The organism is Nonomuraea sp. NPDC049695, from assembly GCF_040674955.1.
In the GTDB taxonomy this organism is placed as follows: Bacteria; Actinomycetota; Actinomycetes; order Streptosporangiales; family Streptosporangiaceae; genus Nonomuraea; species Nonomuraea helvata.
On record NZ_JBFANV010000137.1, the window covers coordinates 1 to 22,143 of the forward strand.

Below are 22,143 nucleotides of genomic sequence, written 5' to 3' on the forward strand. Positions count from 1 at the left end.
GCCGTACGCGGCGGCCCGGTCCGGGCTCATGGAGGCGGCGAAGAGGGCGGCGAGGTACAGGGTGACCCCTACGGCGTGGACGTCCCCTCTCGCCTTGTGGCGGGTGATGGCATCCTCCAGCAGCGCGAGCCCGCCCTCGGCGTCGCCCGCGCACAGTGCCGCGAGACCGGAGAGCTGGACGGCGAACGCGAGCGCCGTCTCGTCCTTCAGCCGCCACGCGAGCGCCGCGCACTCCCGCGCGTCGGCGGCCGCGGCCGGATCGCCCTGGTAGTGCCCGAGCAGCCCCTTGGCCCACAGGCCCATGGCCCTGGCGAGGCTCGATCCGGGGACGAGTGCGAGGCCGCGTCCCAGCCAGTACCGGCCCTCGCTGGGAGCACCGGCGACGAGCCAGTTGGCCCACAGCGTGGAGGCGATCTCCAGGCCGACGGGGGCGTCGCCGGGCAGGTGGAAGCAGAGGTCCAGAGCGACCCGGACGTTGGGGAGCTCCGGCTTCAGCGCCCGGACGTTGTCGGTCTGGCCGGGCTCCACCCGGTCCACGCGCAGTCGCTCCGCCAGCCGGCGATAGTGATCGATGTAGCGCTCGCGGAGCGCCTCCGCGTCCGCGGCGGGCAGTCGTTCGCGGCCGTACGCGCGGATGGTCTCCAGCATGCGGTAGCGGACTCCGGTGCCGTACTGCTCGGCCCCGGACAGGATGGACTTGTCCACGAGGCCGCTCATCAGATCCAGAACGTCGTCGCGGGCCAACCCCTGCCCGGGGCAGACGGCTTCGGCGGTCTCCAGATCCACACCGCCCGGGAACATCGCCAGCCGCTCCCACAGCAGCCGCTCGCCGGGCGAGCAGAGCCCGAAGGTCCAGTCCATGGTCGCCCGCAGGGTCTGGTGGCGTGCCACCGTGCCAGGGGCCACCTCGGCCGGCACCTCCAGGTGCTTGTCGAGCTCGTTCACGAGGTCGTGCACCGATGTCGTACGCAGCCGTACCGCCGCCAGCTCGATGGCCAGCGGAATCCCGTCCAGGCGCCGGGTCAGCCGGGCGACCGCCTGGGCATTGCCCGCATCGACGAGGAAGCCCGGCCGGATCGTCGCCGCTCGCTCCGCGAAGAGGCGCACGGCGTCACGCCGGGCGATGTCGCGGGTGCTGTCACCGGGCTGCGGGATCGACAGTGACGGCACAGGCAGCACCCGCTCGCCGTACACCCCGAGCGACTGGCGGCTGGTGGCCAGGATCTGCAGCCGCGAGGTGTCGCGCAGGAACCGGTGCACCAGCCGGGCGCACGCGCCGAGCAGATGCTCGCAGTTGTCCAGCACCAGCAGCAGCTGTTTGTCCGCCAGATGCTCGGTCAGCAGGCCCACGAGGTCGGGTGTGGTGTCACGGATTTCCAGCGCGGCGGCCACGGCCGGGACCAGCAGGTCCTCGTCGTCGATGGTGGTCAGCTCCACGAGCCGGACCCCGTCCCGGTACCTGTGCGGCAGGATCTCGCAGACACGTCGCGCCAGACTGGTCTTGCCGACCCCGCCCGCGCCGGTCAGGGTCAGCAGGCGGGTCTTGGTCAGCATCCGCCTGACCTGGGAGATCTCGTGCCGTCGTCCGATGAAGGCGGGAGCGTCGGTCTGCTGCCGGCCGGTCGCCGGGACGTTCCGGATCGTGTCCTGGACGGGCATGTTCACTCGCCCCCGTGAGGCCCCTCGCCGGTGCGGCGGGCCTGCTCCGCCACCCAGCCGACGATCTGGGTCCTGGAAGTGAAGCCGAGTTTGTGCAGGATGTGTTCGGCGTGGCCTTCGACGGTGCGCTGAGCGATCACCAGCGCCGCCGCGATCTCCTTGTTCCGCATCCCCCGTGCGATGAGCCGGGCGATCTCCATCTCCCGTGGGGTCAGCGGCGCGGACCGGTCCGCCTCACCGTCTCGGGCGCGGGCGGGCGCCTCCTCCATCAGGGCGTACGCGAGCGCCTCGCCGGGAGAGCACCTGGCACCTCGTTTGACGGCCCTCTGGAAGGCCTGGTCGCCAAGGAGCCGGCGCGTACGGTCCGCGCATTCGTCGTGGTAGCGGCTGAGGTGGCCGAATCCCAGCAGCGGCGCGCCGATCGCCTCCCAGACGTTGCGCAGGATGCCCAGCAGCTCGCCGGCCCGCGCGTGGTCACCTTGTGAGGCGGCGATCCAGGCCAGCACCTCGACGGTGAGCCCGACCCCGACCGAGTCGTCCAGCGCGTGGAAGACGCGCAGGCTCTCCTGCGCCAGGGCGGTCGCGCGCCGCGTGTCGCCCTGGCGCCAGAGCTCGATGCCGAGCGCCGTCGCCGCGTACGCCCGGTGCCAGCTCTCACCATGAGCGTCGCAGATGGCGAGGCCCTCCTCGGCGGCCGCGACGGCGCGTTCGGAGTCGCCCAGGAACGAACGCGCGAGGGAGAGCCAGGTCAACGCCTGGACCTCGCCCGCGGGGTCTCCACCGGCGCGATGATGGGCCACCGCCTCCTCGAAGGATCGGATGGCCGACGCGGTGTCCCCTTCATGCATGGCGACCATTCCGGAGTAGAGCGTGACGTAGCCGAGCACCGGTTGCAGTCCGAGCCGCTCGCCGAGCTCTTTGCTCTGGGCCAGCAGCCCGATGGCCGAGGCCCGGTCGCCCTGGATGATGGCGAGCCAGCCGCACGCCCAGAACGCCCGAGCCCTGACCTCGGACTGGCCGGCGGTGTCCGCGAGTCCCTGCTCGAGCCAGGTGCGTCCCTCGCCCAGATGGCTGCTGGTGATCCAGTGGTAGAGCAGGTCGCTCGCCATGTCGATGCAGAGCCCGGCGTGCTCGGCATGGCAGTACTCCAGCGCGGTGCGCAGGTTCGGATGCTCGACGCGCAGCCGGGACAGCAGCTTGACCTGCGCCGGACCGAACAGCTGCGCCTGCGCCTCGTGCGAGAGCCGCCGGTAGTAGTCGCGGTACCGGCGTTTCAGCTCCTGCTCCTGCCCGGAGGCGACGAGCTGCTCGCGCCCGTACTGCCGGATCGTGTCCAGCAGCCGGTACCGCACCCCGTACGGATGGTCCTCCCTCAGCAGGACGGACTTCTCCACCAGCCCGATCACCAGGTCGACGATCTCGTCACGGGCGATGCCGTCCCCGGCGCAGACCGCTTCGGCAGCCTCCAGGTCCAGGCTCCCGGTGAACACCGAGAGGCGGGCCCACAGCAGGCGCTCCTCCTCGGTGCAGAGCCCGTGACTCCAGTCGATCAGGGCGCGGAGCGTCCTGTGGCGGGCCACAATGGTGTTCGATCCAGCCCTGAGCAGCCGGAAGAGGTCGTCCAGCCGCTCGAGCAGCTGGTGGACCGAGAGCGCGCGCAGTCGTACGGCGGCGAGCTCGATGCCGAGCGGCAGGCCGTCCAGGCGGCGGCAGATCCGCTCGATGACGTCCAGGTTCTCGTTCGTGACGGTGAAACCGGGGCTGACGGCCGCGGCCCGCTCGGCGAAGAGCCGAACCGCGTCGGCGATGGGGGACGACGTGTCGTGCGGGGATTCGCAGCCTGGCAGCGGCAGCGTCGGCACGGTGAACATCTGCTCGCTGAGGATCCCCAGCGGCTGCCGGCTGGTGGCCAGGATCCGCAGCTCAGGGGCGGAACGCAGCAGCGTCTGGGCGACCGTGGCGGACTCGTCGAGCACGTGCTCGCAGTTGTCCAGGACGACCAGCGTGCGCTGCTCGCGCAGGTGCTCGGTGAGCACCTGCATGGGCGGCTGGGCGGAGTGGTTCTGGATCCTCAGCTCGGCGATCAGGGTCTGCGGCAGCAGTACCGGGTTGTCCAGTTCGGCGAGTTCGACCAGCCAGACCCCGTCGGGGAACGCCCGGCGCAGGTCGGTGGCGACGCGCAGGGCCAGCCGGGTCTTGCCGACGCCGCCCGGCCCGGTCAGGGTGACCATGCGGGCGTCGGCCAGCAGGCGCTTGACTGCCGCGACTTCGTGCCGACGCCCGATGAAGCTGGTCACCTCTGCGGGCAGCCCGCCGGCGTGCGTCTGTGTGCGCGATGTGGCACTGGTCATCGATGCCTCGCATCGGCTCCCGCGAGTAGGTCACTATGAGCCGATATGTCTAACATATGCCCGTAGCCGGTCCTGGTCTCCCGGATAATATGCCTGGTCATCGCGCATATAGCCGGATTTAGTACCGAATCGTGGGCAACACCGGTCCCGTACGTGAAACAGATTTTGCCGTGGGTCTAGCTACGCGGCGGCGTTCACGATGCGGCGGACGATCTCCCGGGACACCGGCTCCGTGCGAGCCGACGTGGTGACGCGCGTACGGCCTGTCGCCTTCTCGAACGTGCTCGACCCGTCCGCCCCGATGATCACCCGGCCTTCGGGGCTGAACGCGAACAACTCCGGCACCAGCATGGTCAGCACCGCGATCGGGTCGTGCGGGCAGTTCCACTCCACGTTGCGCGACCGCCACCACTGCTCGATCTCCGCCTTCAAGGCCTCCCCCAGCGCCCCGGCGGCCGCGATGGCGGCCACGTCCGCGGCGTCCATCCGGACCGTGGTGGTGATCTCCAGCCCCGTGACCGTGATCGGCGCTCCTGAGCCGAAGACGATGGCCGCCGCCTCCGGGTCGCTCTTCAGGTTGTGCTCGGGCCGGGGGCCGTCGAAGCGGCCCCCCATGATCCAGAGGTGCCGTACGTCCCGGGCGAAGGACAGGGAGGCCGTGATGGCGTTGGCGATGTTGGTCAGCGGCCCGACCGCCACCACGTCCACCTGACCGGGCGCGCGGGTCACCTCGTCCACCAGGTACGCCGCCGCGTCCCCGTCGTCCACCCGCTCGGTGTCCAGGTTGGTGAAGAGCGTGCCTTCGTGCCCCGCCCACCAGACGGGCCGGCCCGTCAGGGTCCCGACGGCGCCGGGCACGACGGCCGGGGACCGGCCCGCGAGGCCGGCCAGGCGCTTGGCCAGGCGAGCCCGCAGCAGCGTGTCGCCGTAGACGGTCGTGCAGCCGGCCAGCTCGACCTCCGGTGAGCCGAGCAGGACGGCGAGCGCCAGTGCGTCGTCCACGTCGCTGCCGATGTCGGTGTCGAAGATGACGCGCATGATCGAAGTATCCCCTTGACCGGCTCCATCAAGAAGTCTACATATATATTCAGCATCAACTATCCATTCGCTCTCCGAGAGGTGAAGGTGAAGGCCACGATCACCGCGCTCGTCGCGACGGCGCTCGCCCTGTCCCCCATCACCCCGGCCGCCGCCTCCCCGGGACCGGAGGTCCGGTTCTCGGTGCCGGGGCAGGCGAGGGGCGCCTGCGTCGACGCGCCCTTGAAGATCACCTTCCCGTCGCCTCCGGCGCTCGGCTCATCGGGGGCGATCGAGGTGCGCCGCGCCGACGGCACGCTGGTCGATCGGGTCGAGGCCGCCGCGGCCAGGGCCGACAGGAAGAACATCGGCGCCGCGGTCTCGGACGGGGGGCTGCCGCACGACTTCTCGTACGAGTCGATCATGATCGACGGCAACACGGCCGGTGTCTACCTGCACCGGCAGCTCGAGTACGGGCAGGAGTACTACGTCACCGTCGACCCGGGCGTCTTCGCGGGCTTCGACGGCGTGCGGGAGCCCGGAAGGTGGGAGTTCAGAACCAGGAAGCGGCAGGCTCACGGCCGGCACCTGACGGTTTCCGGGAGCGGGAACGGCGACTTCTGCACCGTGCAGGGCGCCGTCGACGCCGTTCCGTACGGCAACCAGGAGCCGGTGACCGTGGACGTGCGGCCCGGCGTCTACACCGAGATCGTCTACGTACGCGAGGACCGCCCGCACATCACCGTGCGCGGCGCCGGCGCGGGGCGGACCGTGATCCAGTACGCCAACAACGACCTGCGCAACGGCGACAAGGCGCTGAGCGACGGCGGCCCGGCGGACGTGTGCCCGCGCCGCGTGCTGGAGACCTCGGACCTGCACAACTGCTGGCGGGCGATGTTCGGGGTGGACGCGGCCGACTTCCGGATCCAGGACCTCACGCTGCGCAACACGACACCCGACGGCGGCTCGCAGGCCGAGGCGTTCAGGGGCAACAACGAGCGGATTGCACTCGAGCGCGTCGACCTGCGCAGCCACCAGGACACCCTGCGTCTTCAGGGCAAGGGCTTCGTCACCGGCAGCCGGATCAGCGGCGACACCGACTTCGTGTGGGGCACCGGCACGGTGTTCATCCAGGACTCGGTGCTGGAGTCCACGGACGCCGGCTACATCTCGCAGAGCCGGAACGACGAGACCCGGCCGGGAGCGGTGTTCGTCCGCACGAAGCTGACGCGGGCCCCCGGCGTGCCGGACGGCTCAGTGGTGCTGAGCCGCAGCGCCGTGTGGCGGTTCACGCACAGCCAGGCGGTCTTCATCGACACCAGGATGGACGGCCACATCGCGCCCGCCGGCTGGGCGATCGACCCGAACGACTGCGCGCAGGCACAGGCCACCTCCTTCTGGGAGTACGGCAGCACCGACCTGACCACCGGCCGCGCGATCGACACGTCCCAGCGGCTGGCCTGCTCACGCCAGTTGACGGCGGCCGAGGCACGGCAGTGGAGCGACCCCTCGTTCGTCCTGGGCGGATGGGACCCCCGTTGAGAGTGGTGAAGGGAACAGCATGGACAGGTCAGCGAGCAGGCGCACGATTCTCGGCGGGGTGCTGGGCGGCATCGGCGCGGCGGCCTTCGCGGGTCCGGCCGCGGCGGCCGACGCGCAGGGGCCATTAGAAGTGGGCACGCACGGGGGCAAGGGAGCGCCGCGGCCGGTGGCGCCGGTCAACCAGGAGATCGCGGCCAGGTTCGGCCCCGAGTACAGGACCCTGCCCGCGGCGGTGGCGGGCGTGGACATCGAGCCGCTGATCGGCATCAACTCCGCGGCCGACCTCGCCGCCCGGCGCAAGGCCATGATCGATTACATCTGGAAGAGTGCGGGGCAGCCCAGGACGCTGCCCACCGTGGAGACCGGCGTGACCGCGCCCCCCGACTTCGCCTCGCTCACCGGGATACGCCGGATCGACCGCCTGACCGTGCCCCTGCGTTACCAGGTATCCGCCAAGGTGTACGACATCGTCCCGCACCGGCCCTGGAACCGGCGCCTGGCGCTCTACCACAACGGCCACGGCGAGCCGTTCGACACCATGCTCCGCACCGTCCAGCCCCTGCTCGACCGCGGCTACCGGGTGATGCTGTACGCGATGCCGTTCCAGCACTGGAACCAGCAGCAGATCGCCGATCCGAAGGACCCGGCCAAGCTCCTGCCCAACCCCTCCCACAGGGAGCTGCCGCCCTGGGAGAGCGCCGAGTTCTCGACGCTGACCTTCTTCCTGGAGCCGCTCACGGTCACGCTCAACTACGCGCAGGCCACGTACCGGCCCAGGAGCGTCGAGATGATCGGCCTGTCGGGCGGCGGCTGGACGACGACGGTGTTCTCGGCGCTCGACCCGCGCGTCACCCGCAGCTACCCCACGGCGGGGTCGCTGCCGTTCTTCCTGCGTCCCGCCTCCCCCAAGCCCCGCCCGACGACCGGCGACTTCGAGCAGACGAAGGACGCGCTGCCCGGCTTCTACGCCGCGACCTCTGACGACTACCTGGACATGTACGTGCTGGCCTCCGTGGGCCAGGGGCGGGGGCAGCTGCAGATACTCAACCGGTTCGACGAGTGCTGCTTCAACGGGGTCGGGCACCGCGCCTACCAGGCTCCGGTGCGCGACCGGGTCGCGCTGCTCGCCGGCGGACGGCCCGAACAGGGGCGCTGGGACCTCCTGGAGGACGCGACGCACGACGACCACACCATCTCGCCGTACGCGCTGTCCGTCATCCTCTGGGATCTTGACAGCACAAATGTCACAACATAATATCGGAATATAGATGCAAGGCTGAATTAATATTCGTCCATGGCGACCGGGCCTTTCCTCTCCGGCGCGACGCCGGAAATGAGGCCGGGGCCCGTCTCGCCATTCACGCACGCGCCGCTTTCATCGATCCGCGCCATTCGCGGGGTCATGAAGGGGGCGTCAACGACGGGAAGGGACGGTGCCGCGGCCGTGGAGGGGTTGGAGTGCCGGTGACGCGGCCCGCGACCCGCGCCCACCGGGGTAGGCTGCACCTCGTGCCGGCGTTCGGTGGCCCCACTGCCGGGGTCGGCGCACCGCGGCCGGACGACGTGCCGCGCCACACAACCGGCCCATCGTCGTGCGAAAGTCGCCGCGCGCCAGGAGAATGGCACTCGGCAGTGGCCCGGGCTCGCCACCGGACCAGCAGGAGCGGCGGAGCCGAAGCGGAGGCCAGCGATCGTGGCAGCTGACAGTCAGTTCGAGAAGAGCCGCTCCGGCGCCGAGCCCTTCAGGTTCGGCGGTCGCCGGCTCAGCCAGGAGTCCGAGCGCATGCGGCTCCTGGTGCGGGTCGCCCGGCTCTACCACGAGCACGGGGTGCGCCAGCCGCAGATCGCCGCCCAGCTGCGCATCTCGCAGCCCCGGGTGTCGCGGCTGCTCAAGGAGGCCGCGGAGATCGGCATCGTCCGCACGGTGGTCGTGGTGCCCAGCGGCGTGCACGCGCTGCTGGAGGAGGACCTCGAGCGCAAGTACGGCGTCGAGCAGATCATCGTCGTGGACGCCGCCGGCGACAACCACGACGTGGTGGCCGCGCTGGGCTCGGCCGGGGCCACGTACCTGGACGCCACTCTGATCGGCGGCGAGCACCTCGGCATCTCCTCCTGGAGCGCCAGCCTGCTCGCCACGGTGGAGGCCATGCAGCGCCGGCCGGTGCGCGTGGCGGAGGAGGTCGTCCAGCTCATCGGCGGCGTGGGCAAGGGCTCAGCCCAGGTCCAGGCCACCCGCCTGGCCGCCCACCTGGCCGACCTCACGGGCGCCGAGCCCGTCTTCCTGCCCGCGCCCGGCCTCGTCGGCTCGGCGATGGCCCGGCAGGCGCTGTCGGACGACCAGGTGGTACGCCAGGTGGTGGACGCCTGGTCGCGGCTGACCACCGTGCTCGTGGGGATCGGCAGCCTGGACCCGTCGCCGCTGCTGCGCGACAGCGGCAACGCCATCACGGAGGAGGACTTCGAGACGCTGCGGGGGTTGGGGGCGGTGGGCGACGTGTGCCTGCGCTTCTTCGACGCCGAAGGGCGGCTCGTCGACTCGCCTCTGGAGGAGCGCATCCTCGGGATCCCCGCCGCCGACCTGCTCCGGGTGCCCCGGCGGATCGCCATCGCGGGAGGCCGGCGCAAGACGGCCGCGATCCGGGCCGCACTTCGCGGGGGTTGGGTGAACACGCTCATCACGGATGTGGGCGTGGCGGAACAACTCCTCAAGGACTGACCTTCCGGGGCGGTGCGTCCGCCTGTACGACGGCCCACCCGGCACGACGGCGCACCGACTCGGCAATGCCGCATCGGGCACGGGCGACGGTGCGTCGGCTGAGCGCCGCGCACGCTGCGCCGGCTGAGCGCCGTGCATGGTGCGCCGGCTGAGCGCCGTGCACGCTGCGCCGCCCCGCGCCGTCCCACATCCCGCCGACCCGGCGCCCCCGGAAGGGGCTCCGACCGCCCGCCCACGGCACGTCGCGGCGGCGGACCTTTGGCGCGCCGCGACGGCGGGGTGTTGTGCGGCGGGGCCCGGCGCAACGCGGACGGCGCCCAGCCCCGCGACCGGCCCCGCGACCGGCCCCGCGACCGGCCCCGCGACCGGCCCCGCGACCGGCCCCGCGACCGGCGCCATGCCAACGGCGCTGCAGCCGACGACCGGCCCATCCCACCCCCAACAGCGTCCAGGGGCATCAGCGCAGGGGTGGTTTACCGGATCCCTTGCCTCCGATGGAAAGCGCTCTTGACAGTCACAACAGTGTCGTTCACGATGTGATGAATCCACTCCATTCATGGCTGAATAAAAATTCTCACCTAGCGACAGCGTGGTCCGGAGTCGTGCCGACGGACGGCACAGCCCTGTCTATTCGGGCGGAAAGAGAGCGTTTCCCATGACCGAGGCCCTTGGCTTCGATCGCCAGCAATCAGAATTCAGTCGCCGGGATTTCGTGCGCTCCGCGGCGCTGGTCACGCCCGCCGTGGCATGGACCGGCATGCCGGCTCCGGCCGCGGCCGAGGCCGCCCCGAGCGCGGCGACCGCCTCAGGAAAGGCGGTCCCCGCGTTCCCCGGAGCCGAGGGGGCCGGGATGTACACCACCGGCGGCCGGGGCGGCGCCGTGTACGAGGTGACCACCCTCGACGACTCCGGCCCCGGGTCGCTGCGGGAGGCGGTGGCGAAGTCCGACGGGACGGTCGTCTTCCGGGTCTCCGGGAACATCCGGATCAAGGGCGGGCTCGACATCACCGGCTCCAACCTGACCATCGCCGGTCAGACCGCCCCCGGCCACGGCATCTGCGTCACCGGCAACGAGACGCAGATCAAGGGCAACAACATCATCATCCGCTACCTGCGCTTCCGCGGCGGCGACGAGCTCGGCACTCCCATCGACACGTTCGGCGCCCGCGGCGTGCGGGACATCATCATCGACCACTGCTCCTTCAGCTGGGGCGTGGACGAGTGCTTCTCCGTGTACGGCAACACGAACGTGACCGTCCAGTGGTGCATCATCTCCGAGGGCCTGACCAATTCGGTGCACGACAAGGGACGCCATGGCATGGGCGGCCTGTGGGGCGGCGACACCATCACGTACCACCACAACCTGCTGGTCCACCAGAACGCCCGCAACCCCAGGTTCAGCTTCACCGAAGGCATGAACATGGTGGTCGACCACCGCAACAACGTGATCTACAACCATGGGATCACGTCGTGCTACGGCGGTGAGTGGTCGAACGGCGTCAACCTGGTCGGCAACTACTACAAGCCGGGCCCCAACACGCTGCCCCCGATCGCCAGGGAGATCGTGGCGCCGGGCCGGTTCGGGCAGTGGCACGTCAGCGGCAACGAGATCGAGGGCCACCCCGACGTGACCGCCGACAACACGCGTGGCATCACCTACCCGGTCGGCGGCATCACGCTGCTGCCCAGGCCCGTGGAGTTCGAGAACGGCATCACCGCGCAGACGCCCGCCCAGGCGTACGCGACCGTGCTCGACCAGGCCGGCGCGATATTACCCCGGCGGGACGCCATCGACGCCCGGCTGATCAACGAGGTGCGCACCGGCACCGGCCGGCACATCAACTCCCAGAAGGACGTGGGCGGCTTCGTGCCGTTGGCCTCCGATCCTGCGCCCGCCGACAGCGACCACGACGGCATGCCGGACGACTGGGAACGCGCGCAGGGGCTGAACCCCGAGAGCGCCGACGACCGCAACGCCGTGGACGCGAGCGGCTACACCAACCTCGAGCGGTACCTGAACTCCATCCAGCGGACCGGCAGCCGCAACCCCCAGGTCGCGATCACGCAGCCCACGACGGACCAGGTGTTCAAGGCCGGCCAGAACGTCACCGTGCAGGCGAACGCGAAGGCCCTCGACCAGGCCTCCATCGCCAAGGTCGAGTTCTTCCACAGCGACCAGAAGATCGGCGAGGCCACCTCGGCGCCGTACCAGGTGACCTGGGCGGGCGTGGCGGACGGGTCGTACTACCTGACCGCGAGGGCCACCGACAGCACCGGGTCCGCGACGGCCTCGTCGCTGGTGCCGGTCCACGTCAACCAGGCGGGCGGCACCGCTCCGTGGAAGGCCCAGGACATCGGCGCGGTGCCCATTCCGGGGCACACCGTGGTCCAGGACGGCACGATCACGGTGAAGGGCTCGGGGAAGATCTCCGGTTGGAAGGACTCCTTCCACTTCGCCTACCAGGCCGTCGGGTTCAGCAAGCGCGGCGAGGTCATCGAGATCAGCGCCCGGATCGACGAGATCAGCAGGGAACACGTCGAGGCCGTCGCCGGCCTGATGGTACGCCAGGACCTCGCGCCGAACTCGCCGTTCATGCTGGCCGCGCTCGGCTGGTCGGAGGACGGCAAGCGCGCCAAGGCCATCAGGGTCGCCGACCACGGCACGCAGGCCAGCGTCGGGCTGTACCCGGCCGCCGCGGACAAGCCCCTCGACAAGGGCAAGCAGTACTGGCTCCGCCTGATCTGCCGCAGCCTGCAGACCGGCGGCGACAACGAGTTCGAGGCCTTCATCTCCACGGACACGCTGAACTGGACGCGCATCGGCTACGAGCGCATCGCAATGCGGACCGGCCGGTTCTACATCGGCCTCGCGGTCGACGGGAACCAGGAGGCGAACGCCGTACACGCCTACACCGCGGCCACCTTCAGCCAGGTGAAGGTCAATCGTTAGAACGGGAGCATCCCCATGACACACCAACCGTTGACGAGGAGGAACCTGCTCCGCGGCGGAGGCCTTCTCCTTCTGACGACCGCCACCGGATGCAGCTTCTTCGACACCAGCCCCGACACGGGCGGCGCCGCGCAGGCCGCCGACCTGTCGGCCAAGGAGGCCCCCGCGCTCGCCCAGCTGGTCAAGAGCGGCAAGCTGCCGCCGCTCGAGCAGCGCCTGCCGAAGAACCCCCTCACCGTCACGCCGCTGAAGGAGGCCGGCACGTACGGCGGCACCTGGGCCTCGGCCGTCGTCGGCGAGGACGACATCGAGTGGCTGACCAACACCCTCGGGTACGAGCCCCTGGTCAGGCTGAAGCCCGGCACGAACGGCCAGCAGGGCCCCGACGACATCGTGGCCAACGTGGCCGAGTTCGAGGTGAACGACGGCGGCCGCGAGTACGTCTTCCGCCTCCGCGAGGGCCTCAAGTGGTCGGACGGCCAGCCGTGCACGGCCGACGACCTGCTGTTCGCCTTCGAGGACGTGGCGACCTACCACGACCTGCACACCACCGGCATCTACGACCTCTACCTGGAGAACGGCAGCACCACGGAGCGGGTGAAGGTCGAGAAGGTGGACGAGCGGACCGTCCGGTACGTCTACAAGGAGCCCAAGGCGGGGTTCCTGTTCCAGATCGCCGTCGCGACGTTCGAGCGACCGGGCGCGAACGGCTTCCTGCTGCCCAAGCACTACCTCAAGCAGTTCCACAAGAAGTACAACCCGGACGTCGACCAGCTGGCGAAGGACGCGCAGCTCGAGGACTGGACGCAGCTGTTCATGCAGAAGCAGGACCCCTGGCACAACGCCGACCAGCCCACGCTGCACGCCTGGAAGGTGAGCAACCCGATCGGCAAGGGCACGGCGCTGGTGGCCGAGCGCAACCCGTACTACTGGAAGGTCGACACCCAGGGGCGCCAGCTCCCCTACTTCGACCGCTTCAGGGCGGAGGTGCTGGGCGACGTGGAGGTCGAGCTGCTGAAGATCATGAACGGCGAGATCGGCATGCAGCTGCGCAACTTCAACACGCCGGAGAACAAGCCGCTGGTGGCGCAGAACGCCGCCAAGGGCAAGTACCGGCTGTTCGACGTGCCGAGCCGGCTGAGCAACACGATGATCATCCAGTTCAACCAGACGATCGCCGACGAGGACCTGCGCAAGCTGTTCCAGAACAAGGACTTCAGGATCGGGCTGTCGTACGCGATCAACCGCAAGGAGATCATCGACGGCGTGTACGCGGGCCAGGGCGAGCCGTGGCAGGCCGCCCCGTCCAAGCGGAACGTGGTCTACAACGAGCAGTTCGCCAAGCAGTACACCGAGTACGACGTCGCCAAGGCCAACGAGTTCCTGGACAAGGCCGGTCTGACCAAGAAGGACTCCGACGGCAAGCGCCTGGGCCCGGACGGCAAGCCGCTCATTGTCACCGTCATGGCCAGCACCGAGTTCCCGCACCACACCGAGGCGCTGGAGTTCGTGAAGAAGGGCTGGGAGGCGGTCGGGGTCGGGCTCCGGGTGGACCCGGTCGCGGACACGCTGTTCACCGAGCGCACGATGGCGAACCAGCCGCAGGCCTCGGCGTACACCTGCAGCAACTTCGACATCATCACGGGCACCGGCGGCGACCACTACTACGTGCCGAGCAACTCCGGCAGCGCCCGCTACGCCATCCGCTGGGCGCAGTGGTACGGCAGCAAGGGCAAGGCCGGCGACGAGCCGCCCAAGGAGGTCAAGGAGCAGCTCGAGGCGTTCACCACGATGCGCACCGAGTACGACACCGCCAAGGCGATCGAGTCCGCCAAGAAGGTCGTGGAGATCGCGGCACGGCAGTTCTACGCGATCGGCATCAGCACCTACCCGGACGAGTACGGCATCGTCTCGAACAGCTTCAAGAACGTGCCCGACTCGATGGCCGGCGCCCCGGTGACACCCGGGCCGACCCAGCCCGAGCAGTACTCCCTCTGAGAGGCCGACGTGCTGGGCTACTTCGGCCGCCGCCTGGTGTACGTGGTGGTGACGCTCTGGGCGATCTCGATCGTCACGTTCGTCATCATCAACCTGCCGCCCGGCGACTACGTCTCCACGCTCGTCGCGAACGCGCAGGCGGGCGGCGAGGGCATCACCCCGGCTGAGATCGCCAACCTCAGGCACCGGTACGGCCTGGACCAGCCTCTCCTGGTGCAGTACTGGAGCTGGATCTCGGCGATCGTCTTCCACGGTGACTTTGGTCAATCGTTTGCCTGGAACCAGGCGGTCTCCACGCTCATCGGCGAGCGGGTCGCCCTGTCGGCGATGCTGTCGATCAGCTCGCTGCTCATGGTCTGGGCGATCGCGTTCCCGATCGGCATCTACAGCGCCGTCAAGCAGTACTCGTGGGGCGACTACGCGGCGAGCTTCCTCGGCTTCATCGGCATGGCGGTCCCGGAGTTCATGCTGGCGCTGGTCCTCATGTACGTGGGCTTCCGCTTCTTCGGCCAGAGCGTGGGCGGTCTGTTCTCCCCCGAGTTCCAGGACGCGGCCTGGAACCTCGGCAAGGTCCTCGACCTGCTGGGCCACCTGTGGGTGCCGATCGTGGTGATCGGCGTGTCCGGCACCGCGGGCATGATCCGGGTCACCAGGGCCAACCTGCTGGACGAGCTCTACCGCCCGTACGTGCACACCGCCAGGGCCAAGGGCCTGCCGGAGTGGAAGCTGCTGCTGAAGTACCCGGTGCGGATGTCGCTCAGCCCGTTCTTCAGCACGGTCGGCTGGCTGCTGCCCGGCCTGATCGGCGGGGAGACCATCGTGTCGGTGGTCATGAGCCTGCCGACCGGCGGCCCGCTGCTGCTCAACGGCGTCATGAACCAGGACATGTACCTGGTCGGCAGCTTCATCATGATCCTCAGCACGCTGACCGTGATCGGAACCGTGCTGAGCGACCTGGCGCTGGCGTGGTGGGACCCGCGAATCCGCAAACGGTACAAGAGAGAGTAGCGGCGCATGTTCCTCAGGCGACCGACCGAAGAAGTGGGAACGCTGCCGCAGTGGCGGCTGATGTGGCGGCAGTTCCGCAGGCACCGGCTCGCGCTGGCCGGCGTGGCCATCCTGGTGCCGGTGTACTTCGTGGCGATCTTCGCGGAGTTCTTCGCGCCGATGTCCAGCTCGACCGCGAACACGTCGATGACGTACGCGCCGCCGCAGGTGCTGCGCTGGTCCGGCGACCTCGGCCTCCACGTGCGCGGCTACCGGACCGAGCGCGACCCCAGGACGTACGAGCAGCGCTACACCGAGGACCCCGGCAAGCGGATCGACGTCGGGCTGTTCGTGCACGGCGACGACTACAAGCTGCTCGGCCTGATCCCGTCGGACATCCACCTGATCGGCCCGGTCACCAAGGGCGAGCCGGTCTTCCTGCTGGGCTCCGACCAGAACGGGCGTGACCTGCTCTCCAGGCTCATCCACGGGGCCCGGGTGTCGCTCTCGATCGGCCTGGTCGGCGTCGCGGCCAGCTTCTTACTCGGCATGCTCATAGGCGGCATTTCTGGATATTTCGGGGGCGGCGTGGACAACGCCGTGCAGCGCGTGATCGAGTTCCTGATCGCGATCCCGACACTGCCGCTCTGGATGGCGCTCTCGGCCGCGCTCCCGACCGACTGGGGGCCGCTGACCAGGTATTTCGCCATCACGGTGATCCTGTCGCTGATCGGCTGGACCGGGCTGGCCAGAGACGTGCGCGGGCGGTTCCTGTCGCTGCGCGAGGAGGACTTCGTCATGGCCGCGCGGCTGGACGGTGTGGGCCGGCTGTCGATCATCTTCCGGCACATGATCCCGTCGTTCGCCAGCCACATCATCGCGTCGCTGTCGCTGGCCATCCCGAGCATGATCCTCGGCGAGACGAGCCTGAGCTTCCTCGGGCTCGGCCTGCAGGCGCCGGCGGTGAGCTGGGGCGTGCTGCTGGAGGGCGCCCAGAACGTCCGCGTGGTCGCGAACGCGCCGTGGCTGCTGGCGCCGGGTGTCGCGGTGGTCATCGTCGTGGTGGCCATGAACTTCTTCGGTGACGGGCTACGGGACGCCGCCGATCCGTACGGGAGGAAAGGGGGCCGGCGTGGCCGCAGGCGACGTGCTGCTTGAGATCGAGGACCTGCGTACCCACTTCCTGCTGGACGACGGCGTGGTGTGCGCGGTGGACGGCGTGGACCTGCGGGTGCGCAAGGGCGAGACGCTGGCCATCGTCGGCGAGTCCGGCTGCGGGAAGAGCGTCATGGCGCGCTCGATCCTGCGCCTGGTGGACCCGCCGGGCCACATCGAGGGGGGCAGGATCACGCTGCACCGCGAGGGCGGCCCGGTCGAGCTGGTCGGCGCCGGCCGCAGGCTGCTGCGGCAGGTCCGGTGGCGGGACATCGCGATGGTCTTCCAGGAGCCGATGGCGTCGCTGAGCCTGGTGCACACGATCGGCAGCCAGATCATTGAGGCGGTCCGGCTGCACGAGAACGTCGGCAAGGCCGCCGCCCGGCAGCGCGCGATCGAGATGCTCGACCGGGTCGGCATCCCCAGGCCGGAGCGGCGGGTGGACGCGTACCCCTTCGAGCTGAGCGGCGGCATGCGGCAGCGGGCGATGATCGCGATGGCGCTGTCGTGCCGGCCGAGCCTGCTCATCGCCGACGAGCCGACGACCGCCCTCGACGTGACCACCCAGGCGCAGATCCTGGAGCTGCTGCGGGACCTGCAGGCGGAGTTCGGCATGGCGATCATGATGATCACGCATGACCTGGGGGTGGCCGCGCAGGTGGCCGACAGCATGGCGGTCATGTACCTGGGCCGCGTCGTCGAGTACGGGGCGGCCGAGCAGGTGCTGGCCGAGCCGCGGCACCCGTACACGAAGGCGCTGCTGCGCTCGATGCCCCGGCTGGGGCGGGCCTCGCGGACCCGCCTCACGGCGATCAAGGGCATGGTGCCGCCGCCGTACGCGCGGCCCGACGGGTGCGCGTTCCACCCGCGCTGCGACGCCGTGATGGCGGGCAGGTGCGACGCGGTGCCGCCGCGCCGGATTCCCGTCGGTGACCGCGAGGTCTCCTGCCTGCTCTACGAGGAGGAAGCGTGAGCACCGAACCTCTCCTCAGCATCGAGGGGCTGACCAAGCACTTCCCGATCCGCAGCGGGCTGCTGGGCCGCCAGGTGGGCGCGGTGAAGGCCGTGGACCAGGTGGACCTGACCATCGAGGCGGGCACCACGCTCGGCCTGGTCGGGGAGTCCGGCTGCGGCAAGACCACGCTCGGCCGCTGCATCGTGCGGGCGCACGACCCGACCGGCGGGCGCATGCTCTACCGGCAGCCGGACGGCTCGGTGATCGACGTGGCGGCGCTGCAGGAGAAGGAGCTGAAGCCGTACCGGGCACAGGTGCGGATGATCTTCCAGGACCCGCACTCCTCGCTCAACCCGCGCAAGACGCTCCGCGAGATCATCGGCGAGCCGATGCGGGCGCACGGGTACGGCACGAAGGAGGAGATCAACGAGCGGGTCGGCGAGCTGCTCGACCGGGTCGGCCTGCGCCCCGAGTACGCCACCCGCTACCCGCACGCGTTCAGCGGCGGCGAGCGGCAGCGGGTCGGGATCGCACGGGCGCTGGCTCTGTCGCCCCGGCTGGTGGTGGCCGACGAGGCGGTGAGCGCGCTCGACGTGTCGGTACGCGCCCAGATCCTGAACCTGCTGATGGACCTGAAGGAGGAGTCGGGCCTCGCCTACCTGTTCGTCAGCCACGACCTGGGCATCATCGAGCACGTCGCGGACGTCGTCGCGGTCATGTACCTGGGCAAGGTCGTCGAGCAGGGCCCCACGGAGGAGCTGTACGCCCGGCCGCTGCACCCGTACACCGAGGCGCTGCTGTCGGCCGTGCCCGACCCCGATCCGGCGGCCAAGCGGCACCGGGAGCGGATCAAGCTGCTGGGCGACATCGCCGACCCCGCGCACGTGCCGCCGGGCTGCCCGTTCCATCCGCGCTGCGTGTACGCCAAGGACGCCTGCCGCACCGACCCGCCGCCGCTGCGCGAGGTCGGGGGCCGCCGGGTGGCCTGCCACTTCGCGGAGGAACTGGAGCTGCGTGGTGTGTCCGACCCGGACGTGCGCGAGGTGACCGCATGAGTGATCCGCGTTTCGACGGGATCGTGCGCCCGTCGGCGGTCCTTCCCGGCGCGCGCGAGGCGCTGCTGCCCGCCCCGCACGGGCCCGACAACCACGCGGCCAACCTGCTGCGCACGAGCGGCGGCGACCTGCTGTGCACCTGGTTCAGCGGCCCCCAGGAGGGCCATCCCGGCACGAACGTCGTCCTGTCGCGGCTGGCCGGCGACCGCTGGGAGCGGCCCAGGATCGTCGCCGCCGACCCCGAGCGCAGCGAGCAGAACCCCGTGCTGTTCGAGAGTGACGGGCTGGTCTGGCTGCTGCACACCTCCAGCGAGCCCTACGACCAGACGACCGCACACGTCGTGGCCAGGACCTCGGCGGACGCGGGACGTACGTGGAGCGGGCCCCGCGTGCTCTTCGCCGAGCCCGGCACCTTCGTCCGGCACCCGCCGCTGATCCTGGACGGCGGCGCCTGGCTGCTGCCCGCCTATCACTGCGGGAAGTCCGGCGACCGCAGCGTCGTCAAGGTCAGCGCGGACGGCGGGCGCACGTGGGACGAGCACGAGGTTCCCGGCAGCGGCGACCTGGTGCAGATGACGATCGCGCGACGGCCGGGCGGCGGGCTGCTCGCGCTGTTCAGGGACCGGAGCGCGGGCCGCGTCCACGCCTCGGCCTCGCCCGACGGCCGGACCTGGTCCGTTCCCGAGCGGACCGACCTGCCGAACAACGACTCCTCCGTCCAGCTCACGAGGGTGGATGGACGGCTCGCGCTCGTCTACAACGACGCGAGCCTGGAGCGCGGCCAGTTCAGATGGGTGACCAGGAACGGGCAGCAGCGCAAGAAGGCGCTGCGCACCCCGCTGGTCCTCGCGGTGTCGGAGGACGGCGGCGCCCGCTGGCCGTACCGGCAGGTGCTGCAGGACACCGACCCCGAGTACTGGCAGAACGAGCTCGGCTACTCCTACCCGAGCGTCATCGACGGCGGCGGCGGACTCCTGCACGTCGCCTTCTCCTACCTGCGGAAAACCATCAAATATCTGGAGATTGCCCAGCCATGAGATTCAGGCAGAGCATTGTGTACGGCGCGCTGGCGGCAACCGTGGCCGTCCCGTCGTACGTCACCGACGACAGCGGCGGCGAGGTGCGGGTGGAGCCCACCGGCTCCTACGCCTGCCGCCAGGACGTGGCCGCCCCCGACCCGAACGTCCCCAAGGTGCACGCCGCCGCGATCGCGCAGGCGCCGACGGGCGACATCCTGACCGTCTACTACGGCGGAACCTCCGAGGGCGCGCCCAACCAGGCGCTCTACCTGTCACGCCTGGCGGTGGGCAAGAAGACCTGGTCGGCGCCCGAGGTGGTGTTCGACGAGCCGGGCAAGGCGGACGGCAACCCCGTGCTGTGGTCGGACGGCAAGCGCCTCTACCTGTTCTTCGTGACGATCGAGGGGCACGGCTGGGAGCAGGCCCCGATCCGGCTGATCACCTCGGACGACGGCGGCCACACCTGGAGCGAGCCCACCTCCATCCGCAAGGAGTGGGGGTGGATGGTCGGCACCAACCCGATCCGCATGTCGAACGGCGAGATACTGCTGCCGATCTACGACGAGGCCGGCTCCAGCTCGGGCTTCTACGTGTTCAGCCAGGACATGAGCACGTGGAAGGCGTACCCGGAGGAGCACACGAGCTGGATCCGCACGCCGAAGGGCTCGATCCAGCCGACGGTCGTGGAGGTGGAGCCGGGCAGGCTGGTGGCGTACCTGCGTACCGGCGACGGCGCGATCTACAAGAGCGAGTCCACCGACTTCGCCCGCACCTGGAGCGCGCCGGTGGCCGAGCCCATCGGCAACCCCAACTCGCGGATCGCCGCGCTCAAGCTGAACGACGGCAAGCTGGTGCTGGCCTACAACCCCTGGGTCGAGCACCGCTCCCCCATGCGGCTGTCGCTGTCTCCGGACAAGGGACGGACCTGGGAGAACTCGGTGGACGTGGAGGCCCAGTCGGGGCCGCAGTTCACCTATCCGGTGATGACGCAGAGCAGCGACGGCTTCATCCACATGGTCTATTCCTACAACCGCAACAACATCCGGCACGTGGTCTTCAACGAGCAGTATCTCCGCGACTCCGTGGGCCTGCTGTCGAACTGGCCCCAGCACACGATCACCGAGTTCAAGAACGGCGTGCGCCGCAACGTCGTGTCCAAGTGCAGCTACACGCCTTCCAAGGGGGAGTCTTCATGAACAACAAGGCCCGCGGGCTCGCGCTGCTCGCCCTCGCTCTTACCGTGGTCGCCGCCCCCGCCAACGCGTCGGCCGCGGCCTGCAAGGACGTCCCGAACAAGTACAACAAGCCGTTCAGCGTCTGCGACGACGAGCTGTTCATCTTCGCGGCCAACTACAAGCCGTTCGAGGCCACCACCGCCGACGACACCCGGCAGGCGAGCAAGGTCTTCGACGAGGTCATCGGCAACAAGCTGCGTGCCGCGTTCCCCAACGTCAAGATCAAGTACGCGACGTGGGACTACCCGGTCCGCTACGAGGACCTGAAGAAGGCCGGCGTCACGCCCGACATCGTCATCGACGACCCGCGTACCCGCATCGACCGCGACCTCGAGCCGCTGGGCTGGGTCGGCGACCTCACCCCGTCGCTGCAGCAGGCGGGCATCGACCTCGGCAAGCTGAACCAGGCCGCCGTCGAGCTGGTCAGGTCCCGCTCCGACGGCGGCGTCTACGGCGTGCCGCTCTTCATCGACGAGCACGTGCTGCTCTACAACAAGAAGATCTTCGACAAGTTCCGGGTGTCCTACCCCAAGCCCGGGATGACGTACGACGAGGCGTACCGGCTGGCCAAGAAGCTGACGCGGGACGACGGGCTCGACCACTACAAGGGCTACATGCAGCACCCCGACCAGTACCTCGAGTACAACCAGCTCGGGCTCTACCCGTTCGTGCCGACGACCGGCGAGGAGCCCAAGCCCGAGGACGTCAAGGTGAGCATCACCGGTGACGGGTGGAAGCAGCAGGTGGAGAGCCTGTACCGGTTCCTGATGATCCCGCGCAACGAGTTCACCACGGTGAACGACTTCATGAAGGGCGACATGGCCAAGCCGGGCCACCTGGCCATGGCGGTGGACACGCTGTCCCGGCTGAACATGTACGCGGGCCGCGAGCTGTTCATCGAGGACGGGGACGAGGAGCAGTTCAAGGAGGACGCGAAGAGCGTCTCCATCGGCGTCTCCACGGTGCCGGTGCTCAAGGCGGGCTCGAAGGCGGTCTACCAGCCGAACACGCGGGCCGCGTTCATCCCGCCGGCGGCGGCCCACAAGGACCAGGCGCTGCAGGTCGTGAAGTGGCTGGTGTCGGAGGAGGCCCAGACGGAGCTGTCGAAGCAGGGCGTCAAGGCCGTCCTGCAGACGCCGAACGTCGTGTCGAACTTCGGCAAGAGCGTCCCCGAGCTGGCGGGCCTCGACACCTCGGCCGTCTACTGGGGCGAGAACGCCACGGTGAAGAACTACCAGAACACCGAGTACTGGGACCTCCCCCTCTGGCAGGTCTTCCGCCAGCACGTCCTGCGCGACGGCATGACGCCCGACCAGTCGCTGACCGTGACCGAGCAGGACGGCATCCCCGCCTACATCAAGGCGCAGGCCGCCGCCGGGAAGGACTGGTGACCCTTTGACCACCGTGGAACGCTGGGGCGTCCACGAGCTCGAGCTGGCCGGTCCGGCGGGCGGCAACCCCTTCGCGGAGGTCCGCCTGTCGGCCCGGTACCGGTACCGCAACC

The 22,143-nt window shown here is 69.8% G+C and carries 15 protein-coding genes; 12 read left to right on the forward strand and 3 right to left on the reverse strand.

Annotated elements, in window-relative coordinates; genetic code table 11:
* The 3 genes from AB0J64_RS53305 to AB0J64_RS53315 all read right to left on the reverse strand — a co-directional run.
* A partial coding sequence (locus AB0J64_RS53305; RefSeq protein ID WP_364045559.1) for an AAA family ATPase occupies positions 1-1,659 on the reverse strand: 1,659 nt, incomplete at its 3' end.
* A 2-nt stretch (positions 1,660-1,661) separates the two neighbouring features.
* Entirely contained in the window at positions 1,662-4,010 is a 2,349-nt protein-coding gene (locus tag AB0J64_RS53310; RefSeq protein WP_364045561.1) for a LuxR C-terminal-related transcriptional regulator, read from the reverse strand.
* Between the two features lie 180 nt (positions 4,011-4,190).
* A complete protein-coding gene (locus AB0J64_RS53315) occupies positions 4,191-5,048 on the reverse strand; it encodes a nucleoside hydrolase (protein ID WP_364045563.1) in 858 nt (285 codons plus the stop codon).
* 87 nt (positions 5,049-5,135) lie between these two features.
* Here AB0J64_RS53315 and AB0J64_RS53320 point away from each other — a divergent pair, with 87 nt between their 5' ends.
* The 12 genes from AB0J64_RS53320 (at position 5,136) to AB0J64_RS53375 (ending at position 22,030) form a co-directional block, all read left to right on the forward strand.
* Positions 5,136-6,569 (forward strand): pectinesterase family protein, encoded by a 1,434-nt coding sequence (locus tag AB0J64_RS53320; RefSeq protein ID WP_364045565.1) that lies wholly within the window; start codon positions 5,136-5,138, stop codon positions 6,567-6,569.
* A gap of 19 nt (positions 6,570-6,588) precedes the next feature.
* The gene (locus AB0J64_RS53325) at positions 6,589-7,824 is read left to right on the forward strand and encodes a hypothetical protein (RefSeq protein WP_364045567.1); all 1,236 of its coding nucleotides are present in this window, start codon (positions 6,589-6,591) and stop codon (positions 7,822-7,824) included.
* A gap of 438 nt (positions 7,825-8,262) precedes the next feature.
* Positions 8,263-9,285: a sugar-binding transcriptional regulator gene (locus AB0J64_RS53330; protein ID WP_364045569.1), complete on the forward strand. Its 1,023-nt coding sequence runs from the start codon at positions 8,263-8,265 to the stop codon at positions 9,283-9,285.
* Positions 9,286-9,940: 655 nt separating this feature from the next.
* Entirely contained in the window at positions 9,941-12,235 is a 2,295-nt protein-coding gene (locus tag AB0J64_RS53335) for an Ig-like domain-containing protein (protein ID WP_364045571.1), read from the forward strand.
* A gap of 15 nt (positions 12,236-12,250) precedes the next feature.
* A complete protein-coding gene (locus AB0J64_RS53340; protein ID WP_364045573.1) occupies positions 12,251-14,233 on the forward strand; it encodes an ABC transporter substrate-binding protein in 1,983 nt (660 codons plus the stop codon).
* Positions 14,234-14,242: 9 nt separating this feature from the next.
* The gene (locus tag AB0J64_RS53345) at positions 14,243-15,241 is read left to right on the forward strand and encodes an ABC transporter permease (protein WP_364045575.1); all 999 of its coding nucleotides are present in this window, start codon (positions 14,243-14,245) and stop codon (positions 15,239-15,241) included.
* A gap of 6 nt (positions 15,242-15,247) precedes the next feature.
* Positions 15,248-16,378, forward strand: coding sequence for an ABC transporter permease (locus AB0J64_RS53350; RefSeq protein ID WP_364045577.1), 1,131 nt, complete (start codon positions 15,248-15,250; stop codon positions 16,376-16,378).
* Positions 16,353-17,348, forward strand: coding sequence for an ABC transporter ATP-binding protein (locus AB0J64_RS53355; RefSeq protein ID WP_364045579.1), 996 nt, complete (start codon positions 16,353-16,355; stop codon positions 17,346-17,348). The genes AB0J64_RS53350 and AB0J64_RS53355 overlap by 26 nt, the downstream gene beginning before the upstream one ends.
* Positions 17,345-18,385 (forward strand): oligopeptide/dipeptide ABC transporter ATP-binding protein, encoded by a 1,041-nt coding sequence (locus AB0J64_RS53360; protein WP_364045581.1) that lies wholly within the window; start codon positions 17,345-17,347, stop codon positions 18,383-18,385. The genes AB0J64_RS53355 and AB0J64_RS53360 overlap by 4 nt, the downstream gene beginning before the upstream one ends.
* The gene (locus AB0J64_RS53365; protein WP_364045583.1) at positions 18,382-19,422 is read left to right on the forward strand and encodes a sialidase family protein; all 1,041 of its coding nucleotides are present in this window, start codon (positions 18,382-18,384) and stop codon (positions 19,420-19,422) included. The genes AB0J64_RS53360 and AB0J64_RS53365 overlap by 4 nt, the downstream gene beginning before the upstream one ends.
* Positions 19,419-20,600, forward strand: coding sequence for a sialidase family protein (locus AB0J64_RS53370; RefSeq protein WP_364045585.1), 1,182 nt, complete (start codon positions 19,419-19,421; stop codon positions 20,598-20,600). The genes AB0J64_RS53365 and AB0J64_RS53370 overlap by 4 nt, the downstream gene beginning before the upstream one ends.
* A complete protein-coding gene (locus tag AB0J64_RS53375) occupies positions 20,597-22,030 on the forward strand; it encodes an extracellular solute-binding protein (RefSeq protein ID WP_364045587.1) in 1,434 nt (477 codons plus the stop codon). The genes AB0J64_RS53370 and AB0J64_RS53375 overlap by 4 nt, the downstream gene beginning before the upstream one ends.
* Positions 22,031-22,143: the final 113 nt, after the last annotated feature.

Coding starts and splice junctions, on each gene's coding strand:
- AB0J64_RS53310 (WP_364045561.1), bottom strand. CDS start 4,010: ATGACCAGTGCCACATCGCGCACACAGACGCACGCCGGCGGGCTGCCC.
- AB0J64_RS53315 (WP_364045563.1), bottom strand. CDS start 5,048: ATGCGCGTCATCTTCGACACCGACATCGGCAGCGACGTGGACGACGCA.
- AB0J64_RS53325 (WP_364045567.1), top strand. CDS start 6,589: ATGGACAGGTCAGCGAGCAGGCGCACGATTCTCGGCGGGGTGCTGGGC.
- AB0J64_RS53335 (WP_364045571.1), top strand. CDS start 9,941: ATGACCGAGGCCCTTGGCTTCGATCGCCAGCAATCAGAATTCAGTCGC.
- AB0J64_RS53340 (WP_364045573.1), top strand. CDS start 12,251: ATGACACACCAACCGTTGACGAGGAGGAACCTGCTCCGCGGCGGAGGC.
- AB0J64_RS53350 (WP_364045577.1), top strand. CDS start 15,248: ATGTTCCTCAGGCGACCGACCGAAGAAGTGGGAACGCTGCCGCAGTGG.
- AB0J64_RS53365 (WP_364045583.1), top strand. CDS start 18,382: ATGAGTGATCCGCGTTTCGACGGGATCGTGCGCCCGTCGGCGGTCCTT.
- AB0J64_RS53370 (WP_364045585.1), top strand. CDS start 19,419: ATGAGATTCAGGCAGAGCATTGTGTACGGCGCGCTGGCGGCAACCGTG.
- AB0J64_RS53375 (WP_364045587.1), top strand. CDS start 20,597: ATGAACAACAAGGCCCGCGGGCTCGCGCTGCTCGCCCTCGCTCTTACC.